This window comes from Helicobacteraceae bacterium (assembly GCA_031258155.1).
Lineage (GTDB): Bacteria > Campylobacterota > Campylobacteria > Campylobacterales > SZUA-545 > JAIRNH01.
The window spans coordinates 1-24,515 of record JAIRNH010000068.1 but is presented as its reverse complement, the minus strand read 5'-3'; the positions used below and the strand labels follow the sequence as shown (position 1 = coordinate 24,515).

The following is a 24,515-nucleotide window of genomic DNA, read 5'->3' as shown; positions in this document are numbered from 1 at the left end:
TAACGCTCTTTGAACGCTGTCCGCGTTAACTTGGGCGTTTAACGCTTTGATATTGGTGTTTATAATAAAACCTGGCATTTGAGGCTCCTATTTAAGAAATGTAACTCTATATCGGAGCGAAAGTAAAAAAGTTAACTACTTCGCAATAAAAGACCCGACAATAGTCGGTTTAACAAAGCCGCCTTCAGGCTTGCGCGCAGAGATCGCTTAGTCGCCCCAGCGTAGCGGCGATAATATCCGCGCCGCTTTTATATAGGCTCGCCGCGTTTGATCGCCTTACGCACAGCGACGATTTGATCAGCGCGTTTGTCAAATGCCAAAAGCTGCCGCGCAGAAACGGCGCGCCAAAGCGCAATCTCCGTTCTAGGGCTATCGAGTTTTTTAACGCCGTTTTAGCCGCCAAAAACAGCTCGCGCCTGTTACGCGGGGCGAACGCGCTTAGCGTAGCTATCAGCGCCGTTTTGGCTTCGTCAAGCTCTCGCGCAATATCGACGCGCGGCGCGCCGTCAGAGAGAGCGAAACTATCTTTGATCGCCGCGATCGCCTCAAGTTTGCCGCCGCTTGGGATTTTTGCCTCGCTTACCCTTAGCGCTTTGGCGCCGACGATAAACGCGCCGTCGGAGAGGTTGAAAACTCGCGCCAACGGTTTTGCCGCGATCGCCGATTCCAGCGCGGCGCGGCTGTGCGAAAGAAGCGAGTTTGTCCAAATATCGCCGCTAAACGCTCCGCGCGTCGGTATTTGCTCCGCGCTCTCGTCCTCTTTATCGTCGTAAAACGAGCCGCTCGCGTGCAGTTTGCGCCCGCGCCGAAAGCCCGCGTCCAAGCCGCATAGATAAACTTCGCGGGAGAACTCCAGCGCGAGAGCGAACGCGGCGTTGCCCACGATCGGGCTTGAAAAAGCGACCCTATTTTCGCTAAAGGCGCTCGCGGCGGCGCTATCGCGCGAAAAAACAAAGCTCTCTTTCGCCGCTTCAAGCGTGGAGGGATCGACGACGTCGGCGGCGATTAGAGGAATATCCGCGATCGGCGCGGCGCGCAGGATCGCCGCTAGATGATCCATGCGCTCGATCTCTATATGAAAATCGGGCTTGATTCCAGCCTTTAGCAGCGGTTTTAACGCCGTTCCCGCGCTGAAAATCACAAGCCGATCTTGGTTTTCGCGCAAAAAATCCGTAAGTTTTTCTAGCGACGCGCCGTTTCCTACGACCGCGATCGGACAAGTTATTTCGCGCGGCTTATTTATCAGGCGCGGCTTAGAGCGGTTGGCGATCGCGTTTTTTACGCCGACAAGCTCGTCCTCGCTTGTTCCCCAGCCGCGCAGACTCTCCTTGTGCGCTAGGGCGATCTCTCTCATAGCGTCCGCGTTTTCGGCGCGGTTATCCAGCGCCAGCTCCAACCGGACAAACCCGCGCGAAAATCGATCGACGGCGAAAAAACTTCGGGCAAGTTCGGCGCGCATTTTGCCGCCGACGATCAGCAAATTGGTTTTAGCGGGGTCTAAAAACCGCGAATAATCTAAAAAATAGCAGGATATTACAAACCACTCCGGATCGCTTTCGTAGATAATCGCGCCGTTGGAAAGGCGATCGCCTTCGTCTAAAAGCGCGATATGCGTCCCGTCGCCTACGCCGTAGAACGCGATCGGGGGGAGCGGCGCGCTATCGTCGAAATGCGCTTGATCGGCGGTGAAATCCGAATCGGCGCGGGCTAGGCGCAATATCTCGTTTATGCCGTCGGCGGTTACGGCGTTTGTATCGGTTCGCGCGTTTGAGAAATCCTGAATCACAATTGGCTTGTAGTCGGGGTTCGCGAGCGGGTTAAGCGCGAGCTTTCGCGCCCGCTCGAAAATACCTTCCGGATACAGAAGGCGATCGCCCTCTTTGACGTTGAACCCCTCTTGCGATATATGAAGCGTCAGCCGCTCGTTTGGCTTTCGCAGATATTTAGCCAGCTTTGTCGCCGCGAAAAACCTCTCGTTGGCGGCGAAGCGCTCAAGCGCTCTACGTTGTTTTGTAATCGGATCAAAATCCATAATTACGCGGCGGATAAAACTCCTCTCGTTTCAAGAGGAGTTAGATCGTTACTGCTTTAATTGCAGTAGCGTGTTGAGCAACTGATCGCTCGTCGTGATCGTCTTGGAGCTCGCCTGATAACCGCGCTGAATGATAATCAGGTTGGTAAGCGCTTTGGAGAGATCGACGTTGCTCATCTCAAGGTTGCTCGGCGCTATATCGCCTCTGTTTGCGGTACCAGCCACGCCTACGGTGGATTGTCCGCTGTTTGGCGCTTCTCTGAAGAGGTTGCCGCCTTCGGCTTTCAAACCCTCTTCGTTCACAAAGGTCGCCAGCGCGACCTGCCCAAGATCGAACTGCCTACCGTTGCTAAACTCGCCGACAAGCATACCGGTTTGCGTTACGGATATATCCTTCAAGAAGCCGCCCGCGTAGCCGTCCGAACCCGTGCCGTTGCGAATCGACGAGGCTTGCGCGAAACTAGTAAGCCTGTCGAAAGTTCCGTTGCTTCCAAAATCAATGCGGATAACCTGTCCCGTCGCCGAACCCGTATTCGGATTTACCGTGATTGCCGAAGGCGAAAACGAAAGCACGGAGCCGTCGAGGTTGAAGCGCACTTCGCCGTAGGTCGGATAGTTGAAGGTGGTGGGTTCCGAACCGTCCACATACCATTTCCACACCGTAGGCTGATTATTGCCGACGCTTGTGGACTCTTTTCTGAAATTCAACGTAAGCTGATGTTTCGCGCCGCTGCTATCATAGACCTCTACGCCCGCCCTGAAGCTCGCCGCGTAAAGCGTTCCGCTCACCCCCTCTGATGCCGTCGGAATTGGCATTTCTCCTCTGCCCATAGCTTGCGTGAAACGCGCGTTGCCGCTGCTCATGCCAATCTGCTCTTCGCCTAGTTTTGGGAATGCGGAGTAGCCGGTTATATTGACGATAAAGTTCTCGGCGGAGCCGTTGTTTCTGATCGCGATCTGCCCTAAATCGTTGATATATACCGTAGCGTCGAGCGGTTTGGCAAAGTTGAGCGGATCGCCCGCGTCGTCTAGCGCGTCCTGATAGAGATTGACAAGCTCTTGCATATTGGTGAAATAATAGACGTCGTTTTTCTTGAACTGCCCCGACTCAGTCGCCACGCCCGCCGCGCCGACGAGCGATCCCAATACGGCTTGCAATCTATCCTGAGGGGTGTTAGCCGCGGGCGCGCTCGTTCCGCCGACAAGAACGTTTAGACCCGTGATCGTTCCTCCCCCGTCGCTGATAATGCCGTTATCGTCGTCCCAAGTGATGCGGGAGACGCTTTGAGCGTTTATCAGGGCGTTATTTACTAGACTGATCATATCCTCGATTGTCGAGAAGCCGCCGTTACCGGTTTCTCCGTAGGTTAGCGTTAGCGGAGCGATTGCTACAAAGGCGCCTAAAGCGTCTTTCGCGCCGCCTAGATCAAAGGTGATCGTATCGCCCGCGTTTAGACTAGCTTTCGCTCCAGCAGAGTCGAGCGTCCAATGCAAACCTTGATCCGACGACGCTTTAGTTATGTCCAGCGCGTCCTGAAAATAGTTGTTGAGGTAGTCGTTTTCGTTGCCAGAGCTAGGTTCGCGATAGACGAATTTGCGCGTTTCGCCTAAATTTTCCGCGTAGAAGGCAAGCCCGTCGCCCGTTTTAAGCGACAACGCTTCTCCGTCCGAATCGAACAGTTCGCCTACGACGTCCGCGCCCACAAAGGCGTTTACGTTGTTTTTGAAACTGCGCGACATAAAAGAGCCGTAGCTGATCGGCTCTAAAATATCGTTAAGAACGGCGTTCGTGCTCATACTCTCCAACACCGCCGTAATATGTTGCGCGCCCGCGATTCTGCCGTCGCCGGTTAGCAATACTTTATTGTCGTAAACCCCCGTCGAGTCTTTGATCCTCGCGCTAATTTCGTCTAAGAGGTCTTGCATCGTAGTGAAAAAGCCGTCGGTTTTGGTCGTCCCTTGACCATAAACGAAGGTATGCGCGCTAGAAGACTCCACCATAACGCCGCCCACGTCGAATCTACGGGTAAGCTCCAGAGTTAGCGTATCCACCCCTCTTTTAAGCGCGATCGGCTCTCCGCTGTAGGAGTAGAGCGCGCCTATATCGTCGGTTACGTTGATTGTCGAAGTAGCGGCGCTTCTCTCGCTGGCGCCGACCTCTAAGCCGGAGTTGAGGTTTGCGCTCACTCTGACGATGCTAGAAGCCTGAGCGGGAACGGTCATAGCCGGATCGATCGTGATGTTTTGGATTCCCATAGAGCTATCGACGTTAAACTGCGCGTCTGCGATCCAGCCTTGCACGATCAAGCCGTTTGGATTGACGAGGTTGCCGTTCGCGTCAAACGTAAAATTGCCCGCTCTCGTGTAGTAGTAGCTTTTGCCGCCGTCGGCGCTAACGATAAAAAAGCCGGTTCCGTTGACCGCCATATCGGTGGCGACGTCCGTTTGCTGCGTGGCGCCTTGCAGGTGAATGCGCTGAACGGTCGCGACGCTTACGCCGCTGCCGATCTGCGTGGCGTTCCTGCCGCCGAGTTCCCCTTGCGGCGCGGTGGAGGGTCTCATCGTTTGGAGCAGACTGTCGTTAAAGTTTGTCCGCGAATACTTAAATCCTACGGTATTGACGTTGGCAATGTTATTGCCTTCCACGTCCATGGCGACTTGGTGCGAAACCAAACCGCTCACGCCGCTGAAAAGTGAGCGCATCATAGGGCAATCCTTATCTTTTTTTGCTGAAAACTTAAAGCAAACTTTGTTCCTTTTATGCGCCGCTAAGAGCGTTTTTTGAAGGTTTGCATACCGCGCCGTCGCCCTCGTTTGATCGCCGCTCGCGATAGCGATGCTAAGTTGGCGCAATGGCGTTCAAAGAAAGAGGGCGATTAGTAGCTGGAAATGGGAGGCGAAAGCGCTTAACGCCAATAAAGAACTTAAACGCGCCGGCTTAGGCGTAGCGCCGTTTGCGATAAGCGTCGCAAGCGTTGCAATCTTTGCGATAACGCCAATTTGCGCCGCGTCGCTATATGATCGCCGTTTTGCCGCAATCAAGAACGAGTTAGCCATATTCGCGCCGTCGTATATGATCGTAGTCGTCTGCCTTCGATTACGAAGCGTTTGCGCTTCTATCGCCTTGCGCGGGAATGACAACCCTCTTTGTCATACCCGCGCGGAGCGATAGGGCGCTCTACCGCCCGTAATCGCGTAGGAAGGCGGGTATTCAATAAAAACAAACGCAAACCTCTCGTCATTCCCGCCTACGCGGGAATCCATAGAAATAACGTAATGCGATTGTTTGTTATTTTTACGAAATATCTGGAAATGGATTCCCGCTTTCGCGGGTATTACGATCGGCGCGAGCGTAAGGAGCGCGGCAAAACTACCAAATGGCAAATCGACCGCCGCCGATATTTCAATGCGCGTCATACCCTCGACGAAACGATAGGGGGCTCTCCCGCCCCCGCTACGCTTCGGATACCCGCGCTCTATTATTTAGATTAACATTTTGATCGCAAGCGTAGCGTTTTTCCCGCGCGATCGCGCCCGTAACGCTTGATTTACGAATTGAATAGCCGTTTTTTTACACTCCCTCCCCCTCTCCCTCGTCTTTCAAATTGCCTTGACCGCGCTAAAGCAAAACCGCGTCGAATATCCGTTATCTTAGCCGCTCTCTTATTTGTCGTCGCGTCCTTAAGGAGGAAAATGAGGATCAAAAAGGCGCTAAATTACATCTCCCGCCGTTTATTCGCGTCACCGACGCTAAGTTCAATCAAAACCGCCGACATTTATATCCTTTCTGCGAAAATCAGGCGGCGCAAGTCTAGCTTGCTTAAACGGCAAAAATAATCGACCGCATACCCTTAGTAGCCTGCCAAGCTATCAGAAACTATAATTGCGCGGCAAAAAAGCAAGAGGCGGCTAAAACCCATCGGGTGTCGCCGGACTTGGTTTGCTAAATCCGCCGTTTGCTTTGAACAAAAAGGCGGACGGTCTTACAATCAAAAGCGATCCGCGATCAAAGCGATAATCGACAAACGGCGGCGTTATACGCGCGGCGCGCTTCGCGATCGCTTTTTGCGACGATTCGTTTCGACCGTTAGCGATACGATCCACTCTAAAAATATAAGGAGCGCTAGTGAAAACCCATATTTTAGGCTTCCCAAGCATCGGGAAACGTCGAGAGCTAAAACAGGCTTTAGAATCGTTTTGGAAAGGCGCGCTCTCCAAAGAGGAACTTTTGGCGACGATCGCGCAACTGAAAAAACGCCATTGGAATATTCAAAAAGAGGCTGGGCTTGATTATGTCGTAACGGGCGACTTTTCGTTCTACGATCGAACGCTTGATCTGATCTTCGCGATTGGCGCGATCCCGCCGCGTTTCGCGCCGCTTGCGAACGCCGACGCGCTGGAGCGTTACTTCGCTATGGCGCGAGGCGACGCGAAGCGCAATATCGCCGCTATGGAGATGACCAAGTGGTTTGATACCAACTATCACTACATCGTCCCCGAAATAGACGCTAACGCGCAATGGACGCCAAGCGCGCACTCGATTATCGAGGATACGCGGCTTGCCAAATCGCTCGGTTTCAATCCAAAACCCGCGTTAATAGGACCCTTTACCTTCCTCGCGCTCGCAAGGACGACGGATAATTTTGATCGCTATCTACGGCTTGATAGCGTCGCGGCGTTTTATGCCGATCTCGTCAAAACGCTCGCGCAGACAAGCGATCTAATTCAGATCGAAGAGCCTATTCTATGCTCGGAGGCGCTCTCAAACGAAGCCGCTAAGCGCTTTGGCGAGATTTACGCCTCGCTTGGCGCGGCGGCGGGCAAAACGAAACTCGCGCTGACGACCTATTTCGGATCGCTTGGGCGCAATCTCGATCTAGCCGTAAAATCAGGCTGCGCTTGGCTACATATAGATTTGCTTCGCGGAGCGGCGCGGTTTGACGACGTTTTGGCTTCGTTGCCGCGCGAAACGTCGCTATCGCTTGGGCTAGTAAACGGGCGTAATATCTGGAGAACCGACTACGCGAAGGCGTTGAAGCTAATTGAAAAGGCGGTTTCTAAGCTCGGCGAAGATCGCGTGGCGCTTGGCTCTAGCTGCTCGCTCGCGCATAGCCCCGTCGATCTGGACGACGAAAGCGCGCTGCCAAAGAGCATTAAAGATCGCATGGCGTTTGCCGTTCAAAAGTGCGCCGAGATTGTCGAGCTTAAAGAGATCGTTGCGCGAGGAGACAAAGCGGCGCTGGCGAGAAATCAAGCCGTTTTTGAAAACGCCGCGAAAGATACGGATATTTATAACGCCTCGGTTCGCGATCGCGCGGCTAACATTACGCCCGATATGCTAGAGCGCAAATCGCCTTACGCGAAACGGCGCGAGGCGCAAAGCGTTCTGAATCTGCCTCTGCTGCCCACGACTACGATCGGATCGTTTCCGCAGACGGCGGCTATCCGCAAAGTCAGACTCGCCTACAAAAAAGGCGAGATAAGCGAAGCGGAGTATGTTGCCGCCATCAAGCGCGAAACGAAAGATTGCGTCGATAAACAAGAGCGGCTCGGTCTGGACGTGTTTGCGCACGGGGAGTCCGAGCGCAACGATATGGTCGAATACTTCGGTCAGCAGCTTGGCGGTTTTTGCTTCACGCAAAACGGCTGGGTGCAAAGCTATGGCAGCAGGTGCGTTAAGCCGCCCGTTATATACGCGGACGTTTATCGCAAAGCTCCAATGACGATCGAGTGGATTACCTACGCGCAGTCGCTTACCCAAAAACCGATGAAGGGCATGCTCACGGGACCCATCACAATCCTATGCTGGAGCTTTGCGCGGGAGGATTTGGAGCGAAGCGAGGTTTGCAAGCAGATCGCGCTTGCTATTCGAGACGAGGTTGCGGATTTGGAGAAGGCGGGCGTTAAGATTATACAGATCGACGAGGCGGCGCTAAGAGAGGGCATGCCGCTTACCGTCGCCGAAGCGCAAATCTATCTGAAATGGGCGATCGATTCGTTCCGCCTCGCCTCGTCGGGGGTAAAAGACGAAACGCAGATTCACTCGCATATGTGCTATAGCGAATTTAACTCCATTCTTGATTGGATTGCGAAGATGGACGCGGACGTGATCAGCATAGAGTCCAGCCGTAGCGGCATGACGCTTTTAAGCGCCTTTACGGATTTCAACTATCCTTCGGAGGTCGGACCGGGCGTTTATGATATACACAGCCCGCGCGTCCCTTCGACGGAGGAGATCGCGGATCTGCTGCGCAAGGCTTTGCGCTATATTCCAAAAGATCGGCTATGGGTCAACCCCGATTGCGGCTTAAAAACGCGCGGTTGGGACGAGGCGTATCAGTCGCTAGAAAATATGGTCGCCGCGGCAAAACTCGTCCGCTCCGAGTTGTCTTAAGAACTCGCGTTTTAGAAGTTGGGCGCGTATCGCGGCTGGGTTTAATCTAGCCGCGAAGAGCGCGAACGTCAAAGCGGCGAGAACCTATACGCGCGATTTGGATAAACCGCGCGAGGCTGTTATTTGCGGGATTGTAAGCGATCGTAGGCGACTTTGAGCGCCGCCCAAATAGACCCAAGCCCCAAACCAAATTTTGATTGCTTTCGTTAGCGCGCCTTTATAAAATCTAAGAAAAGCGCTTTCTAAAGCGGGCAAGAATCAGGCGAAGCGTTTAAGTCGGATTGCGCCAATCGCGCAAAACGGCGAATATAAAAACCGATAGGCGTTAGCTTAGCTAAGACAACCGATATTCGGCAAAGAAATAATCCGTAAAGCCGCTTCGCCCGCCTATTATCGCGTTAGCTTTGTAATCGACGTAGCGTTTAAGCGCGTCGAATTAAGTTCTCCCGTTAAAACGCGTTTGAGCCGCGCGGTAAAGGATCGCTTTTGATGAAGAGATAAATAAAATTGAACGTCGCCAAACGCGGCGAAAGAGCGGGTAAAAGATCGCCGTCAATCAAGGGGTAAATAAAACGCGGTTTAACGAAAAGCGAAGCGAAATTGTTTGTAGCGCGGGCTTGTTGGTCTTGAGACGGCGTTTACGCGTTTATCGGATCGCGATTTGATTTGATCCAAAGCCGCTTTTTTCGCGTCCTTACAATTAACGCGCATTGATGTTACGGCGGCAAGATATTTCTTTCGGCGGGAAAACGCTAGGCTCTATGACGAAACGTTGGCGCGGCAAACGCAAAAACGGGGCTTCTCGCCGCGCAAAATCGCGCCAGCCGTTTCGTTGATCAACCCGCGCGGCGATAATCCAAAACGCGCTATCCGCGCAATTTATAGAGCGGACGCAAGAACCGAAGTCCGCGCCTGTCGATTGTGGCATAAATTAGACCCAAGCGACCGATAAAGCGTTTAGTTAGTTCGTCGTAGCGATCTATGCGCCGATCGCGCAAAAAGATCATATTCCGCGCGTTGTTTCGCAGCGGCTAAAGTCTAAGTCGGCAAACAGGATCGCCGCTTCCGATTTGGCGCGTCGGCTAAAGGCTTAGTCGATAAAACGTTTGGTTAGCTCGTCGTAGCGATCTATGCGCCGATCACGCAAAAAAGGCCATATTCTACGCGTTGTTTCGCAGCGGCTAAAGTCTAAGTCCGCGGACAGGATCGCCGCCTCCCGATTTGGCGCGTCGGCTAATAGCTCGCCCTGCGCGCCGCAAATAAAACTAGCGCCCCAAAAGTCGATTCCGTCCCCCTTGCCGTCTTGCCCCGTTTCGTATCCGACGCGATTAACCGCGAGAACGGGCAGAGCGTTCGCGATCGCGTGCGATCGTTGAATCGTTCGCCACGCCTCTAGCTGCCGCGCTTTTTCTTCGTCGCGATCTTTTGGATCCCAGCCGATCGCCGTAGGATATATCAAAACGTCCGCGCCCTTTAGCGCCATAATGCGCGCCGCTTCGGGAAACCACTGATCCCAGCAGATCAAAACGCCAAGCCGCCCGACGCTCGTATCGATCGGATTAAAGCCCAGATCGCCCGCCGCAAAATAAAACTTCTCGTAAAAACTAGGATCGTCTGGAATATGCATTTTGCGATATACGCCCGCTATTTTGCCGTCGGATTCAATAACGACCGCCGCGTTGTGATACAAGCCCGCCGCGCGTTTTTCAAAGAGCGACAAGACTAAAACCGCGCCAAGCTCTTTAGCCAACGCGCCGAAACGCTCGGTAGATTCGCCCGGTATCGTCTCGGCGAGGTCGAAAAACGCGGGATTTTCGCTTTGGCAGAAATAGAGCGAATTATGCAGCTCGCTTAACGCGATCAGCCGCGCGCCGTTTTTTGCCGCCTCTTTTACGCGCTCGAACGATCGCGCTATATTTTCTTGCCTACTTGCCGTAAAGGATTGTTGAATTAAAGCCGCCTTCATAGCCGTCATTATAGCAATGCCTCTTTTGATAAAATCCGCGCATATTTAATAAGGGGAGCGTCGATGTCGCTTGAAAGTAGCTACGATCCAAAAGAGGTAGAAAGCGGGCTATACGAAGAGTGGGAAAAGGCTGGGATTTTCGCGTCCAATAAAGGCGGAAAACCCTTTACCATTATGATGCCGCCTCCTAACGTAACCGGAAGCCTCCACATCGGACACGCGCTAAATCATACTTTGCAGGATATTATCGTTCGTTATAAGCGAATGGACGGCTACGACGTTCTATGGCAACCAGGGCTTGATCACGCTGGGATCGCCACGCAAAACGTAGTCGAAAAACGCCTGCTCGCCGAGAAGATCACAAAAGAGGAGATTGGGCGCGAGGAGTTTATCCGCAGAGTGTGGGATTGGAAAAACCAAAGCGGGGGCGAGATTGTCAGCCAATTGCGGCGGCTTGGGACTAGCCCCGATTGGTCGCGCGAGCGCTTTACGATGGATGACGGCTTGCGACAGGCGGTAAAACGGGCGTTTGTCCGGTTATACGACGACGGGCTGATCGTGCAAGGCGACCATATGGTTAATTGGTGCACGCACGACGGCGCGTTAAGCGACGTGGAGGTCGAACACGAGGAGAGCGAAGGCGCGCTTTATCATATTCGCTATCCGTTGTCGGACGGCGAGGGCGCGATTGTCGTGGCTACGACGCGCCCCGAAACCTTTTTTGGCGACAGCGCCGTTATGACGCGCCCCGACGACGAGCGATATAAACGATTTCTGGGAAAAAGCGTAAGATTGCCGCTGATTAACCGCGAGATCAAAATTATCGCCGACGATCATGTCGATGCGGCGTTTGGCTCCGGCGCGGTTAAGGTTACGCCCGCGCACGATCACAACGACTACGAGATCGGCAAGCGGCACAACTTAGAGTTTATAACGATATTCGACGAATCGGGGATATTAAACGAGCGTTGCGGCGAGTTCGAGGGACAAGAGCGGCTTGAGGCGCGCCCTAAGATCGTAGAGGCGTTGCAAAAAGGCGGTTTTATCGAAAAGATCGAAAAGCATACCCATCAAATAGGGCGGTGCTATCGCTGTCATAACGTCGTCGAGCCGTATATATCCAAGCAGTGGTTTGTGAAAAAGGAGATCGCCGCCGAAGCGATCAAAAGGGTGAATGCGGGCGAGACGAAATTCTTTCCCCCGCAGTGGAAAAATAATTTTGACGCGTGGATGGGCGAGCTACGCGACTGGTGCATATCGCGCCAACTCTGGTGGGGGCATCGCATTCCCGTTTTTTACTGCGTGGAGTGCCATAACAGATGGGCGAGCGTAGAGGACGAGCCGGCTTGCTGTCCAAACTGCCATTCCTTATCGATCGTTCAGGACCCGGACGTATTGGACACTTGGTTTAGTTCGGGTCTTTGGGCGATTAGCGCTTTGGGGTGGGGCAACGAAAACAACCGCAATGTTAAGTCGGACGATTTAGATAGGCGCAGCCCGAACGATCTGCTGATCACAGGCTTTGACATTCTCTTTTTCTGGGTGGCGCGAATGTTGATGATGGGCGTTTATTTCACGGGAAAAACGCCGTTTAAGGACGTTTATCTGCACGCCCTCGTGCGCGACGAGCAGGGGCGCAAGATGAGCAAAACAAAGGGCAACGTGATCGATCCAAACGAGATGATCGAGTTGCACGGCGCGGACACCCTGCGCTTTACCCTAGCGGCGCTATGCGTTCAGGGGCGCGACATTAGGCTTTCGCGCAAGGCTCTGGAAACCTACAAGCATTTTGCCAACAAAATTTACAACGCCGCGAAATTTTTGCTTCTCAAGCGACCAAAATACGCCGAACTTAACGAGATCGAGATTAAAACCGAACTGGGGCGGTATATGAACAGCCGCCTTAACGCGGCGATCGCGCAGGCGCGCGGCGATCTGGACGCATACCGCTTCAACGACGCGGCGATCGCGCTCTATCGTTTTATATGGACGGAGTTTTGCGATTGGGGTATAGAGCTTAGCAAAGCCGACGAGGAGAGCGTCGGCGAGATCGGCGCGATCTTTATCGAGGCGCTAAAACTGCTTTCGCCGTTTATGCCGTTTTTGAGCGAGAGGCTCTATCGAGAGCTAACCGAAAGCGGCGTTAGCGTAACCGTCGCGCCGTTTCCGAAAGCCGCCGAACGCGATCTGGACGCGGAAGAGCGCGTAAATATCGCTATTGAAGCGATCGTCTCCATAAGAAGAGCCAAAGCGTCGATCGATCAAGCCAATAAGCCGATTGCAAAAGCCTATGCGCGCCCCTACAAAGAGGGCGTAAAACTGCCGCTTCGCTTTATAGAGAAGTTAGCGCGCGTCGAAAGCGTGGAGATTACCTACCAAAAGCAAAAGGGCGCGAGCGATATTAGCGACAATCTCGAAACGATCATTCCGATTGACAATCTCGATCTATCGGCGCTGATCGATCGGTTAAAGACGCAGAGAGCAAAGATAATTAAGGATCAAGAAAAACTGCAAGGGTTGCTGAACAATCCTAACTTCGTCGCCAACGCGCCAAAAGACGCGCTGGACAAAAACCGCGCCTTACTGGACGAGGTCGTAAAAAAACGTAACGAAGTCGAGGAGAAATTGAAGGCGTTATCGTAACGCCTTCAATTGGCAACCTTTTGCCAAGCCAGCGTTTATACCGCCTCTTTGAACTTCTTGCCCGCCTTGAAAGCTACGGCTTTCTTAGAGGGGATCTTGATCTCTTTCTTGGTTTTGGGGTTGATACCCGTGCGCGCCGCGCGAGTGCGAACCTCAAACGAGCCAAAGCCGACGAACTGAACGGAATCGCCCTTTTTGAGCGTGCCTATGATCGTCTCCAACGTTGCGTTAAGCGCTTTTTCAGCGTCCACTTTGCTAAGTTTAGCCGCCTCGGCTACTTTAGCTACAAATTCTGGCTTGGTCAATGTCTTGCCGCCTGCCATCTGTAATCCTTGAATGTTGAGATATGAACTTCAGGATTGTAATAGCGAAACTCTTAAATAAACAGCGTCGCCGCGCTTTTTTTGCTAAAATTTCTAAAGATTACATCAAAAATAGACGGGATTTAGCGGTAATATGTGCGAAAAACGCAACGAAAAAAACCGGACGAACAGAGCTACGAAGGCGATCGGCGGCTAAGATGATACGCGTAAGAGCGCGACGCCGCAAAACGGAAGCCGAAAAAGTCGCGCGTTTTTCAAAACTCAGCTTAGCGGTGCTCGCGCTCGTTCTGTTAGTCGCTTTTTTGTTAATCGCTCCGGCTTATTTCTACTGGTTCGGCGGTATCAGCGCGGGGAAAATATACGACGTTGACGTCGAGGAGCGCTATATGCAAGACGGCGCGCCGGAACCGATTGACGGCAAAATCGTCAAACCGATCGTCTATGCCGACCCCCCGCGACTCAAAGATTTGAACTCGTCGGAGAGAAAAAAACGCTTTATCGAAACGATCTTACCTTCGATCCTAATCGTAAAACACAGACGCGAGCAGGAGAGGGCGCTGGCGATCGCCATCTCCGCCAAATTTCATCCGACTCGCGCCGAGCGGCGTTTTATGAGCGAGCTATACGAGAGCTATCGCGCCAGAAACCTAGACGATCTGCTGCTAAAAATGCAAACTCACCCCGCAAGTTTGGCAATTGCGCAAGCGGCTTTGGAGAGCGCTTGGGGAACGTCGCGCGTGTTTTTGGAGACCAACAACCTCTTTGGCGTGTGGTCGTTTAACGCCGACGAGCCGCGTTATCTAGCCGCGATTCGCAAAAGGGGGCAAAAGGTTTTCGTCAGGCGCTATTTGAGCGCTTACGATTCGATAGAGGATTATTTTATGGTTTTGGCGATCGGAAGGGCGTTTGAGGGGTTTCGCCAAGCGCGCGCGAGCGTCGCCGATCCAAGCGAATTAGCCGGACTTTTGGAGGCGTATTCCGAACAGCGAAAGGAGTATGTTGAAAAGTTACGATATGTTATAAAGAGCAATAATTTAATACGGTTTGACGACTATGCGCTGGATAAATCGTATCTCTATTTGAAAGCCGCCCTATGAATCTGCAAAACGTATTAGACGAAGTGGCGATCGAAGCAAGCGCCTCGCTTGGCAAGGGAAGCGTGGCGAACTATATCCCCGCGCTTGCCATCGCCGATCCGACTAAATTCGCTATGGCGATCGCGACTGTGGAAGGCGAGATTTATAGCGCGGGCGATTCGAGCGATCGATTCTCTATTCAGAGCATTTCAAAAGTTTTCGCGCTTACGCAGGCGTTTGGAATCGTGGGAAACGATCTGTGGCGAAGAGTAGAACGCGAAAACGCGGGTAGCGAATTTAACTCGTTGCTGCTGTTAGAGCTTGGACGCGGCATACCTAGAAATCCGCTGACAAACGCGGGGGCGATTGTCACGACGGACATTATTCTGACCGAAAAAGGGGCTGAGGCGAAAACCGCGGCGTTAGAGTTTCTGCGCGAAAGAAGCGGCAATCCCTCGATTGGCTTTGGCGAGGAGATCGCGCAATTAGAGATCGAACACGGGCATCGCACAAAGGCGTTAGCCCATCTGATCGCTAACTTCAAAAATCTGGAAAACCATCCGCAAACCGTCGCTATGCTCTACTTTTACCAGTGCGCGATCGAAGCCTCTTGCGTCGATCTGGCGCGATCTTTGCTATTTTTAGCCAACAAGGGCGAGTGTCCCGTTAGCAAAAAACGGGTGATTAGCGCTTCGCAGGCAAAGCGGATCAACTCTATTTTGCTTACCTGCGGTCATTACGACGTATCGGGCGATTTCGCTTTTAGGGTGGGGCTTCCGGGCAAAAGCTGCGTAAGCGGCGCGATCGTGGTGGTCGTTCCCGGCAAAATGGCGATCGCCGCGTGGTCGCCCGCGCTAAACAAGGACGGCGTATCGCTTGTCGCGAGCGAAGCGTTAGAGATATTCGCGCAAAAAACCGGTCTGTCCGTTTTCTAAAAGCGCCGTTGCGTCGCGGGAATAGCAATCCGCTCGCGATCATAAAGGGCGCGACAAAACGCCAAACCAACCGCCGCCCATATTTTAACCCGCGCCACACCGCTCCCTCTCGTCATATCCGCGAAAACGGGTATCTATAAAAAAGGTTAAAAACCTATGCAATACGCTTATATTATGATTGCTTAAAAAGATGGATTCCCGCTTTCGCTGGAATGACAGGGGGGAGGGGAATGACGGGATACGATGCCGCTTATATCGCAATTGTTTGTCAAAAGACGGATCCCCGCATTCCTTTGCGATTACGAAGCGCTTTGCGCTTCTATCGCTCCGCGCGGGAGTGGCGGGGAAGGGGGGCGCGGGGGGTTGCGCGACGCCATAGCCGTTTCGTTTGAACGAATGACTAACCAAACATCGCCGATCTCTTTTAAGTTTAGTCGCGCTATTTCGTTTGAAGGAATAAGACTAACCCCCGCCGTTGTTATCGCGGGGGATTGCCGCGCGACGCTAAGTCGCGCAAACGCAAAAAAGCGTTTGCGCGAGCTTGCTACCGCGTTACGGGAGGCGTTGGAACGCTCGCGGCTTGCGAAACGCTATAAAAGCTCGGCGCCGTCGGAGGCGTAGCTCCCGTGCCGTCGCTCTTAATATCGCTGATCTTGTCGGTTGTTTCGCCCGTCGTCGGATCTTCGTATTCAGTCGCCGTCGTATAGCCGTCCGAACCGACGGTTACGGGCGTAGCGCCGCCGCCGACCACGCTACCGCCGCTTGCAGACCCTTCGCCGCAACCTAACGCAAGCAACCCTATAGCGGCTAAAAACGCCAAAATAGTTAGCCTTTTCATTGTTTATTCCTTTCTTTTTTCTGACCAGCGTAAGTTTTGCCAATTTCATAGCAGGCGCTTACGCTCTCGTCGCACAATAAACGCAACTTATTATTTCCAAGCGTCGCGTTGATCTCGTAGGCTCTCACAAAGCCTTCCGCTATCGTTATCGCGCTAACCTTAACCTCTTTATCGAACATCGCGGATAGGCGATAAGCGGCGTTAGGTATATCTGGCTTATAGTAGGCGTTAGCGCAAGGACGATAGTCCGCCTCCACCATAGGAGGCAGGACGACCATCTGCGGCGCGATCTTGCACGATTGCAAAATTTGCCGTTTTTCTTCCGCTACGCCCACGTCGGGAACGGGCGGACGAAAGTCCGCCGCGATCCCTACGCAAACCGCCAATAATATACCCGTTAGCCGCTTCATCGCTTACGGTTTTGCCACCGTTTGCGTAACCGGCAAGGTCGCCAACTTCAAACCATAACCGCTTGCGCCCCAAGGCGAGCCGTTCGCGCCCATGCCCGGGAATACGCCGTAATACCATGCGTTGTTCGAGTGATCATAGACATAGAATATCTCGCCCGCATATTCCGGCAGGAACTCAATTTGCGCCTGAGCGCCGCCTAAGTTAAGGTTGGCGTGCTGAGGAGCGTTGTTCGCCAACCCTTGATTGGGATTTATCGGTTGGTAGATCAGCGTTAGCTCTCTAGCGTTAGCGCCTCTAAACGCAACGTCGTCGCCGGTATTCGCGTCGTAGCCGTTTCCTTCCGCGTTTCCAAACGCCGCCGTATGCTTGGTCGTATTTTGTTCGCCGTTGGCATACAAATGGAACGTATTGGAATACGCCGGCACATAATTAACCTTGCGCATATTGGAATACACGCTAAAGCGATCGTCAACATTGCTCGCGGTAGCCGCGACTACGCGCAGATCCACGATCGGATCGGGGTTAGTAACCGGATCGTAGGCGATTATATCGTGGTAAGAGCTGTTATACTCTTGCTCGTCCGGATACTCGATGTTTATCGAGCCTAGATTGAACGCGGCGACGCCGTTATTCGCGGGAAGCGCGCCTACTCTTTGATTGGCGCCGTTGTTTTCGTCGCTCACGTCGCCCGCAAACAGCGCAAACCCCAGAGCGTTCGCGTCGCTTGTAGCCGTTAGCGTGTTGCCGCTAAGATTGACATCGGGCGCGGCGGGTTGCAGATAGGCGATCTGAACGCCGCTTGAAGCTCTGCCGCCAAGTCCGTCCGTAGCGGTTACGTTAAGGTCTCTGCGACCGTTCGGACGAAGGCTTTCGACTTCAAAATCGTTGAAATTAGCGGTAAATATCGCGCTAGAGCCGCTAATCGCTCCCGTGGCGGTCAGCGGGATATAGTCGCTATCGAGTCTAGCTCTTACGGTGTAGGTTTCGCCGCTTGTGTAGCCCTGACGCGTCAAACCGCCGACGGTAGCGCTAATATAGCCGTCAAGCCAGTTAAACACTAAAAACTCGTCGGAACTCCCCGCTACGGCTGGCACGCCGTTATTGAAGTGCTTGGTAACGACGGACGCGCTGTTAAGATTTACGTTGCTTACCGTTACGGGATTAACGTAACCGCTTTGAGCATAGACCCAATAGCCGCGCTCTTTTTCCGTCCAGAACAACTCGAAGTCGTTCGCGCTATCAAACCACGCCTTTGGATCGCGGGTGGTATCGAGCGCTTTCCAGCTAATTGTGCCGGGCGAGTTTGTGATAATGCTCTCGATACCCGCGGTTACGCCCGTTAGGATCATCTCCGGCTTAAAGCCGTTATCGGCTAAATAATAGAGCGCGCCGCTGGTTGGGAAATCCTCCGCCCATACGCTGGTATAGGTAAGATTGGCTATGCCGCCGAAAGAGAAATTGCCGTCGCTGCCATTATAATCGTAGGCGCCGTAAATCTGGCTCGGCTGAATTACCCGCTCTATCGCGCCGTAAGCCGTGCGGTTTGTCTCGTTGGAGCCGATATAGCGCTCGACAAGCAACTGCCTTGACGCGTTAATCTCCTTAACGTCGTAGTTCCGCCATTCGGTCGAGTAGAAAGCGACCGTGTCGTTTGTATCTTCATTGTAGCAAGGCGCATAGACGTCGCTGCTAGTCACGCCGCTAACGTAGCTTGTAATTAAACCGCAATTGATAGCGCCGTCGGCTAACGTAGCGGCTTGAACGCCGGCGGGGTTCGTATGACTCGAGCCGCCGTAATCTATCGACAATACCGATCCGTTGCCGTCTTTTAAATTGAAGAGGCGAACGGCGACGTTATCGCTCAGATAGAAACGGCTATTTGCCGCGAGCAAAATTAATTCGCCCGTAGTGTTTGTGCCGCCGTTACTAATCCTGTGAGCTTTTCCTCTCGCCGCCGTGTCGTAAGAGGGCTTTAGCTTACTTTGGTTCGCCGCTATATGCGACGCGAAGGAGGTCAGAATATTGTTAGCGTCTGTGTTAAGAACGGGAACGTCAAGCCACGAAGGAAAGCCTACCCTAATCGTATTTGTTTGAGGGACGTTGCCGACCGCACCGAGGTAATGTTCATTATCCTCAATCAAAAGCGCGTATTCGCCAAGTCTTGTGCGAAGCCACCCGTTTGTCCCTGTCCCGCTTCCGTTCAGATCGATTAGATCGTTAGCCGCGTAGGAATAACCCGCAAGGCTTGTAACGTCGTTGCTAAAGTTGAACGATTCGCCATAAATATAAAACGGTTTGGACGAGATTAGAGCTATGGTATTGCCGCTAACTTCAAGGCAGGAAACCTCTAACGCGTTAGCGCGTCCGGTTAAGGAGTTATTGATCCAAACATCCTTATTAAACGTTATGCAACCGCCCCCAAAAGAAACGTTGCTATCGCCAAAAGGACCGACGACTACCCCATTTGTCACTGACTGGTTGACAATAAATCCGCTTGCCGTATAGCGCAGAACGCTATCGGGGAACGAAAGCAGATTCCAGCCGTTTTGGATTAAGCCGTTATAGTCGCTAGCGCTAGTAATTTGATCGTTAGCCAAAATGCCGGTTTGACCGCCTTTAGAGTGCGCCGTGTTCGCGACGGCGTCGTCCCAAATCCGCACCCAGTAGCCGTAACCTTTTGTCCACGCGCGGAAGTCGCTTGTGTCGATAGCGTTCCAGACTACGTTATTGTTGTTAGCGTTGCCGGTTTCATTGACGTCCGCGTCGTTGATTGTCGCTATACCGCTACCGCCCGCCGCGTCGGTAATCGTGGCGATTTTCCAAAACCCTTGAACCGCGTCGTATTGATAAGCGGTGAAGTTACCCTCTAGCGCTTGGAAGTTGCTAAGGTTAAGATCGCCGAAGTTCTCCGCGATATTGTCCGACACGTTTAGATCGATGGTGTTGGCAAAGCTCCTATAGCCGCTTTGCGTCGCCGCCGTTCCCGCCGTAGCGGAGATCTCGCTCAGACCGGCGCCAATTCTAAGCGGATTGTCGTAGGTCGCCTCATAGCTGAATTTGCCGGAATAGACCTTGTCGCGATCGTCGCCCGCGGTGAAGTTCCATTTTGAGGTAGGAGCGTTTTTGAACGAGATTTTGAAGGTCTGGTTGAGCAGATTGCCCGCAAAGACCACCATCACGTCGGGTTCGCCGCTCGAATAGGGCGAAACCAGATACATCGTAATTAGCGACGCGCCGTAATCTTTGCCGCCTATCGGTTTGGTTGGGCGAGCAAAGCTGATCGCCGCCTTGCCAATATTGCCGACGCGAAGCGTTCGCAAGCCCACAATCGAGTGATAGGGCAGACCAAGCCGATTATTGCCCGTCGCTGTATCGGGATCGTTTACGTAAGTTACGCCGCTTAGATCGCTCGCGGTCGCAAAGTTGTTATACGAACCGACGCTCGTAACGATATTAAGATCGTTGGTAGATGTATTAGCGTCCCATGATATATTATCGTTGCCGTCTCTCAAATCGACGACCACCTGTCCGCCCGCTAAATCTGGGCTTTGTCCTTGACTGCCCGCTTGAGAGGTAGCGTAATACCCCGTAATGCCTATAAGCTGCCATTGGTCGGGATTAACCTTGATTGCGTGGTTCGCCCACATAACTAATGGCGCCGCTAATGCCAACGCGGCGCTTAACGCCGCTTTAGAACGCTTTGTCATATCTATATCCTCCCATTAAAATGCTCGCCTAATACCTTGCTAATATCGGCGGTTTGTGAAATTATTTAACGCCTCAACCCAAAAGAAAACGAAAAAGATTCATTTATTTTCTCCCTTCAAGATTGATTTGCGCTGTCAAAAGTTCCGATCGACGTTTTGTCGTTTGCGGTTTGCGCCGTAAAAACACGCTCATTGCTGTTTGACCCATACCAGCTTTTTATTCGGCGGCGACATAATAGAGCTTGGAATCTCTCCGCGCAGGCAGTAGCCGTTTGTTTCCACGTAAAAATACCTTTTTTGCAAGCCAAACAAAAACTGCGCTAGTTGTAGATCAAACTCGACTACGATATTCAAACTAGGAATGGCGGTTGTGTATCTGCCCATATTGGTATAGGCGATCTGCGCGGGTTTGTTGGTTACGCCAAAATAGTAGAGCCGTATATTGGAGTTGACGTTGCCCGACATTAGCGATCTGATATACGCCGCGTAATCGCCTCCAAACTTGCCCTCCACGTCTTGATAGTTATCATCGACATAGTAAAAGCCGCTCGCCGCCGTGCACGCGTCGGGGTCGATAACGGGCTTGTCGTCTATACCGCCTCCCCCGTCGTCGCCTCCCCCCCCGTCGTCGCCGTCGCCGCACTGCGGAGGCGAGCATGGAGAGCCGCCGATAATATCGTTGTCGATTGACGAGGGCGTTACCGTAACAATCGCGCGCAACACCGAGACGCGCCCCGTGCCGCGATCCACGATCTGCGCGGCGATCGTCTCTTGACCGGCGCGCGCGCCTACAAGCCGCAAGACGGGACGAGCCGAAGCGGCTACGTTGGCGATAAGGTAGTTTACGTTGCGGGAGCTAGTTAGGTTTATATCGTTTCCTATATTGGCGGTTGTGGCGGCGCTAACGGCGTAGGTAGGCTCGTAGGCGATTGGAAGCTCTATATCTTTATGTTCGCCCACCTTAAGCGTTACGTATCTGTCCTCAGAGGGCGCCGCGTTGGCGTCGCTTTGCGTTCTACTCTCTGCGTCGCACCCGATAAGCGCCAGCGCCAATATCGTCGCAAGCGCGTAAAACTTTGCTTTCATTGCTTTGGAGCCTCCTCGATCAGATCGGCTTTTGAGTAGTTGATAACGGGGTAGGCGCGATAGTCAAAAAAGTTCGGCTCCGCCCAGTAGTTGAACCACTTTTTGCTCTCCACGCTATAGACGAGATGGGCGCGGTTGGCGCTATCGACGACAAGGGCGCTGGAGCCTCCGTGAGCGCCGCCGACGTTTTGCCCCGGCTCCTCTATCGTCCAGCGACCGCCTAGATTTCTAAACGGCGGCTTGCGGGCGTAGCGAATCTTTGTTTCGCCCCCCGCGTTTGAGGCAAACGCCACTCTAGGCTCGTTGTAGTCGTCGATCGCAAAGGCTACGCTGGCGATCTCGCCTTGAGACGTATCTACGCCGCTTAACGGGTCGCGCGCCCACGTGAAAACCGTTCCGTCCGCCTCGCGGCTATAAACCCTAACGTATTCGCCTTCGCGCAGGGCGACCATAGGCTTATTGTTGCGATCTAACGCTATGGAGGCGTAACTCGCGGCTTTAGCGTCGCTCGCGCTTATCGACTCTCTGTAGAGATCGCCGCTTTGGCGCGAGACGTAGTAAAGCGCCGCGGATATGTTTGTCTCCGTGCCGTTCGCGTCGGTATAGACGTAATCATGAACGCCATAGACCATTCTAGGCTCGCCCGTGTCGTTGTTGCGCGAAAGCGAAACGCTGTGCGGCGGCGCTTTTGACTCTATGCATTTGAGCGAATCGGACTGCCTATCTTTTGGCGAAACGTAGGATACCAGGCAAACCGCCTCTTTCGCCGCGTCGTAATAGGCTACGTTGAGCAGGTTTACCGCCGAGCTTCCTTCGGGCGCGCGAAACGCGCTTAGGCTTATCAGGCGATCGGCGTTTTGCGGATAAGAGCGATTAGCGTCGATAATATCCTGCGGGGTAACTTCGGTCTCATACCACGCTTCGCCTCTGTTTCTTTGGTAGTAAAGCGTAACGCGCGAGTTCTTGAGCGCGGCGATTATCGGCAGATCGCGATTATCCTTGAACGGCGAGAGAACGATCGCGTTCGATCTGCCCGCGTCTTTTGTCGTTCCTGTGCCGCCGTCGATGGTCTTGTGCGCCCACGAGGTGTAAAAATCGTCGGACAGCAACGCTTTGGCGCTCTTGTCGTAGTGCGAGACATAGACGGTTTTGTAGCCGCCGTTCTCTTCGCCGACCGCTATAGAGAGATCGTAGCCGCCGTCTATAGCGTTGGTCGGCAGGCTTGTCTCCACCGAATCTTTCACTTGCGCTACAAGCGGCGTTCCCGTAATCTTGATCTTTTCCGATTTATCCGCGCTTGTAAGCTCGTAATAGGGGGTGATAAAGCTAAAGCCCTTTTGCAAGCCTCGGATTTTGACTTCGACCGCCTCGTTTTTGGCGCTTAGATTGATTTCGCGCGGCGTAATCTCAACGTTTTCGTTGTTTGATTCCAGATAAATTCGCCCTTCGGAAAGCGAGGTCGCCGTTCCAGCGTGATCGACCGCGCTTAACCTAAAGGCGCGCTCGGCGTTTAGGTCTATATAGGTTTGCATAGGGTTGAAAAACAGCTCCGCCACGTCTAAAGAGTTGCGTTTGACCACATGAACTACCACGTCGTAGCGCGCGCTTATTTGAGAGCCTTTGGCGGCGATCGCCGTAATCGTGGCGCTACCTAATTTTTGACCAAACACGCCCCCGTTTTTATTGACGCTCGCGATCGAGGAGTTAGAGCTAGACCAGCTTACCACGACAGGTTCGGCGAGCGTCGATTCTAGCGTTCTCCCCGCGCCGTCGGTTACGAGGGCGGTTAGCGAGATCGAGCCGCCTTCGGCGATTATGGGCGTTCTGGGAAAGATCGAGGCAATCAGGATCGAGCCGTTTGAAGTCGCGTAGGCGTCGGTAGCCGCGCCGCGATTGTCCGCGTATCCGTCGGGCAGGGTTTTATCCTCGCCGCAACCAAACAGCAATAAAGCAAGTATCGGCGCTAGCAGCTTTTTCAACGCATGCCTTTCGCTTTAGAGTTTTGAGTTTCAAACAAAAATCGTTCCTAATTCCGCTTCAACGCGCTAAGGAACAAGATTTGCTTGATATTTTATCGATTACCTTATGGAAAAAAATGAGCTTAACGCAACCGTTTAATCTTATCGATCTAATAACGCCCAAAAACGCGCCTCGCGCGGAGGCGAAAACGGCTATTTTATCAAGCGAGCAGAGCGCGGACGTTAATTTCGCCTTGACGCTGAAAAAACGAATCGCCTTTAGCGGCGCGGCAAAACAAATTTTGACGAGCGCCGAAGCGATCAAAGCGACGGTCGCGATCAAAAGCGTCCAAACCGCGATCGGCGATCAAAACGAGACAAAGGCGACAGACGGCGCTTCGCGCGGCTTTGAGCAAACGCCGATCGCGCAAAACGAGACGAGCGGACAGACCTTGATCGCGGCGAAAGAGCCGCCGATTAAACCGCTTGGCGCTTTAGCGCCGCAAAATCAGGCGGGCGAGTCGGACGCTGTTTGGGTTAAGGAGATCGAAGCGGTTTTGGCGGCGGCAAACGACGAAACGCCGCAAACGTTAGCCGCTAACGCGAACAAGGCTAAGCCGCCGCAAGCGGCAATAGCCGCTTTTGAGGCGGACGAGAGCGCCCGCGCCGCGATCGCGCGGCTAAACCAAAACGCCAACGCGAGCGCCGTTCAAACGCTCTATAGCGTGGAGAGGCGTTTTCGCGCGATCGGGCGGCAAGGAACGCTAACGGAGTTGGTCGAATTCGCCAACAAGAACGATCTGGCGATCGCTAAAATAAGCCTTGTAAAGACAAACGCCCCCGCTTCGCAATCCGCGCCCTTAACCAAACCTATCGAATCGCCGACGCAAAAAACGGCTAATACGCCGCGAGAAATTAACGCGCCTATAAAAACCGAAAAGGCGGCGCAAGCATTAAACGTTTTAACGGCAAAAACGCAAACAACCGCCAACAGATCAAACGAGATCGCGGATAAAACGCCGCGACTTGAAACAAACGCGAAAACGCCCGTAGAACCCGCGACGGATCAAAAGATCGAAAACAAGCCGACAATAAGCGTAATAAACGAGAAAACGGCTAATCAAACGATAAAGACGGCGCAGGCGC

At 53.1% G+C, this 24,515-nt stretch carries 17 protein-coding genes; 5 read left to right on the top strand and 12 right to left on the bottom strand.

Annotated elements, in window-relative coordinates; translation table 11 throughout:
- Window positions 1-184 precede the first annotated feature (184 nt).
- From LBF86_09480 to LBF86_09465, 4 genes are all read right to left on the bottom strand, one after another.
- Entirely contained in the window at window positions 185-2,032 is a 1,848-nt protein-coding gene (locus tag LBF86_09480; GenBank protein ID MDR0665728.1) for a DUF115 domain-containing protein, read from the bottom strand.
- 48 nt (window positions 2,033-2,080) lie between these two features.
- Entirely contained in the window at window positions 2,081-4,738 is a 2,658-nt protein-coding gene (locus LBF86_09475) for a flagellar hook-basal body complex protein (GenBank protein MDR0665727.1), read from the bottom strand.
- Between the two features lie 153 nt (window positions 4,739-4,891).
- Complete coding sequence (locus tag LBF86_09470) at window positions 4,892-5,089, bottom strand: hypothetical protein (protein ID MDR0665726.1); 198 nt, start codon at window positions 5,087-5,089, stop codon at window positions 4,892-4,894.
- A gap of 93 nt (window positions 5,090-5,182) precedes the next feature.
- Complete coding sequence (locus tag LBF86_09465; protein MDR0665725.1) at window positions 5,183-5,449, bottom strand: hypothetical protein; 267 nt, start codon at window positions 5,447-5,449, stop codon at window positions 5,183-5,185.
- Between the two features lie 709 nt (window positions 5,450-6,158).
- Between LBF86_09465 and metE the strand changes: the two genes are divergently transcribed.
- Entirely contained in the window at window positions 6,159-8,426 is a 2,268-nt protein-coding gene (gene metE / locus LBF86_09460) for a 5-methyltetrahydropteroyltriglutamate--homocysteine S-methyltransferase (GenBank protein MDR0665724.1), read from the top strand.
- A gap of 866 nt (window positions 8,427-9,292) precedes the next feature.
- Here the strand turns inward: metE and LBF86_09455 are convergent.
- The gene (locus LBF86_09455; protein ID MDR0665723.1) at window positions 9,293-9,433 is read right to left on the bottom strand and encodes a hypothetical protein; all 141 of its coding nucleotides are present in this window, start codon (window positions 9,431-9,433) and stop codon (window positions 9,293-9,295) included.
- A gap of 83 nt (window positions 9,434-9,516) precedes the next feature.
- Window positions 9,517-10,392 carry a carbon-nitrogen hydrolase gene (locus LBF86_09450; protein MDR0665722.1) on the bottom strand — a complete coding sequence of 292 codons (876 nt, stop codon included), beginning with the start codon at window positions 10,390-10,392 and terminating at the stop codon, window positions 9,517-9,519.
- 63 nt (window positions 10,393-10,455) lie between these two features.
- Between LBF86_09450 and LBF86_09445 the strand changes: the two genes are divergently transcribed.
- Complete coding sequence (locus tag LBF86_09445; protein ID MDR0665721.1) at window positions 10,456-13,035, top strand: valine--tRNA ligase; 2,580 nt, start codon at window positions 10,456-10,458, stop codon at window positions 13,033-13,035.
- 35 nt (window positions 13,036-13,070) lie between these two features.
- Here LBF86_09445 and LBF86_09440 read toward each other — a convergent pair whose 3' ends face one another.
- Complete coding sequence (locus LBF86_09440; protein ID MDR0665720.1) at window positions 13,071-13,358, bottom strand: HU family DNA-binding protein; 288 nt, start codon at window positions 13,356-13,358, stop codon at window positions 13,071-13,073.
- A 197-nt stretch (window positions 13,359-13,555) separates the two neighbouring features.
- On the opposite strand from LBF86_09440, the gene LBF86_09435 reads away from it, so the two are divergent.
- Window positions 13,556-14,455, top strand: coding sequence for a glucosaminidase domain-containing protein (locus tag LBF86_09435; GenBank protein ID MDR0665719.1), 900 nt, complete (start codon window positions 13,556-13,558; stop codon window positions 14,453-14,455).
- The gene (locus tag LBF86_09430) at window positions 14,452-15,369 is read left to right on the top strand and encodes a glutaminase (GenBank protein ID MDR0665718.1); all 918 of its coding nucleotides are present in this window, start codon (window positions 14,452-14,454) and stop codon (window positions 15,367-15,369) included. Before LBF86_09435 ends, LBF86_09430 begins: the two co-directional genes overlap by 4 nt.
- A 544-nt stretch (window positions 15,370-15,913) precedes the next feature.
- Here LBF86_09430 and LBF86_09425 read toward each other — a convergent pair.
- From LBF86_09425 to LBF86_09405, 5 genes are all read right to left on the bottom strand, one after another.
- A complete protein-coding gene (locus LBF86_09425; GenBank protein ID MDR0665717.1) occupies window positions 15,914-16,207 on the bottom strand; it encodes a hypothetical protein in 294 nt (97 codons plus the stop codon).
- The gene (locus tag LBF86_09420; GenBank protein MDR0665716.1) at window positions 16,204-16,617 is read right to left on the bottom strand and encodes a hypothetical protein; all 414 of its coding nucleotides are present in this window, start codon (window positions 16,615-16,617) and stop codon (window positions 16,204-16,206) included. The genes LBF86_09425 and LBF86_09420 overlap by 4 nt, the downstream gene beginning before the upstream one ends.
- A gap of 3 nt (window positions 16,618-16,620) precedes the next feature.
- Window positions 16,621-20,325 carry a hypothetical protein gene (locus LBF86_09415; protein ID MDR0665715.1) on the bottom strand — a complete coding sequence of 1,235 codons (3,705 nt, stop codon included), beginning with the start codon at window positions 20,323-20,325 and terminating at the stop codon, window positions 16,621-16,623.
- Window positions 20,326-20,514: 189 nt separating this feature from the next.
- A complete protein-coding gene (locus LBF86_09410; GenBank protein MDR0665714.1) occupies window positions 20,515-21,411 on the bottom strand; it encodes a hypothetical protein in 897 nt (298 codons plus the stop codon).
- Window positions 21,408-23,390, bottom strand: a complete 1,983-nt coding sequence (locus LBF86_09405; protein MDR0665713.1) for an Ig-like domain-containing protein — start codon at window positions 23,388-23,390, stop codon at window positions 21,408-21,410. The genes LBF86_09410 and LBF86_09405 overlap by 4 nt, the downstream gene beginning before the upstream one ends.
- Window positions 23,391-23,470: 80 nt before the next feature.
- Here LBF86_09405 and LBF86_09400 point away from each other — a divergent pair.
- A partial coding sequence (locus tag LBF86_09400) for a hypothetical protein (protein ID MDR0665712.1) occupies window positions 23,471-24,515 on the top strand: 1,045 nt, incomplete at its 3' end.

Excerpts from the sequence above, each read along its gene's own strand:
- LBF86_09440 (MDR0665720.1), bottom strand. The coding sequence starts at position 13,358 with ATGGCAGGCGGCAAGACATTGACCAAGCCAGAATTTGTAGCTAAAGTA.
- LBF86_09415 (MDR0665715.1), bottom strand. The coding sequence starts at position 20,325 with ATGACAAAGCGTTCTAAAGCGGCGTTAAGCGCCGCGTTGGCATTAGCG.
- LBF86_09420 (MDR0665716.1), bottom strand. The coding sequence starts at position 16,617 with ATGAAGCGGCTAACGGGTATATTATTGGCGGTTTGCGTAGGGATCGCG.
- LBF86_09445 (MDR0665721.1), top strand. The coding sequence starts at position 10,456 with ATGTCGCTTGAAAGTAGCTACGATCCAAAAGAGGTAGAAAGCGGGCTA.
- LBF86_09450 (MDR0665722.1), bottom strand. The coding sequence starts at position 10,392 with ATGAAGGCGGCTTTAATTCAACAATCCTTTACGGCAAGTAGGCAAGAA.
- LBF86_09410 (MDR0665714.1), bottom strand. The coding sequence starts at position 21,411 with ATGAAAGCAAAGTTTTACGCGCTTGCGACGATATTGGCGCTGGCGCTT.
- LBF86_09470 (MDR0665726.1), bottom strand. The coding sequence starts at position 5,089 with ATGGCTAACTCGTTCTTGATTGCGGCAAAACGGCGATCATATAGCGAC.
- LBF86_09430 (MDR0665718.1), top strand. The coding sequence starts at position 14,452 with ATGAATCTGCAAAACGTATTAGACGAAGTGGCGATCGAAGCAAGCGCC.
- LBF86_09425 (MDR0665717.1), bottom strand. The coding sequence starts at position 16,207 with ATGAAAAGGCTAACTATTTTGGCGTTTTTAGCCGCTATAGGGTTGCTT.
- LBF86_09480 (MDR0665728.1), bottom strand. The coding sequence starts at position 2,032 with ATGGATTTTGATCCGATTACAAAACAACGTAGAGCGCTTGAGCGCTTC.
- LBF86_09455 (MDR0665723.1), bottom strand. The coding sequence starts at position 9,433 with ATGATCTTTTTGCGCGATCGGCGCATAGATCGCTACGACGAACTAACT.
- LBF86_09475 (MDR0665727.1), bottom strand. The coding sequence starts at position 4,738 with ATGATGCGCTCACTTTTCAGCGGCGTGAGCGGTTTGGTTTCGCACCAA.
- LBF86_09465 (MDR0665725.1), bottom strand. The coding sequence starts at position 5,449 with ATGACGCGCATTGAAATATCGGCGGCGGTCGATTTGCCATTTGGTAGT.
- LBF86_09435 (MDR0665719.1), top strand. The coding sequence starts at position 13,556 with ATGATACGCGTAAGAGCGCGACGCCGCAAAACGGAAGCCGAAAAAGTC.